The sequence below is a fragment of the Aquabacterium sp. A08 genome, from assembly GCF_011742065.1.
Genome location: NZ_JAAQQT010000021.1, coordinates 1 through 613, shown reverse-complemented (window position 1 = coordinate 613; position 613 = coordinate 1). Strand labels below are relative to the sequence as shown.

At 70.3% G+C, this 613-nt stretch carries 1 protein-coding gene; it reads left to right on the top strand.

Annotated elements, in window-relative coordinates; translation table 11 throughout:
* Positions 1–77 precede the first annotated feature (77 nt).
* Positions 78–613, top strand: a 536-nt coding sequence (locus HA630_RS26640) for a transglycosylase SLT domain-containing protein (RefSeq protein ID WP_243855298.1), incomplete at its 3' end; no start/stop codon positions are given.

Genomic DNA, 613 nt, shown 5'->3' with positions numbered 1-613 from the left:
TTGCCGCCCTGCGCCGCTGGAAAGACGGTTTCCGCTGACCCCGGCCGGGCTGGGCAAGGTCTCGCCCCTGCCCGATAATGTCTCAGCCCTGTCCCTGCCCGTTTGCGCCCATGAAGTTCCACTGCCTGTCGCTGCCCCTCCTGAGCGCCCTGCTGACCACCGCCTGCACCACCCTGCCGCCCGCCGGCGTTTCCGACGCCGCCACACCGCGCCCCAGCCCAGCCACACCGCACGACACGCCGGCCCCGCGCGGACCGGCCGTCATTCCGTCTGGCCCGCTGCAGACCCTGTCCGTGGCGCCCAGCGCACCCAGCGTGCCGGCGGTGGCGCCCCTGGAGGCCCCGAAAGACCTGTGGGAACGCGTGCGGCGCGGCTTTGCCATGCCCGACCTCGACAACGCCGGCGTGCGCGAGCGCGAGCAGTGGTACGCCCAACGCCCGGACTACATCCAGCGCATGACCGAACGGGGCAGCAAGTACCTGTTCCACATCGTCGAGGAACTGGAGCGGCGCAACCTTCCCCAGGAACTGGCCCTGCTGCCCTTCATTGAAAGTGCCTTCAACCCGCAGGCCGTCTCACACGCCAAGGCCGCCGGCATGTGGCAGTTCATGCC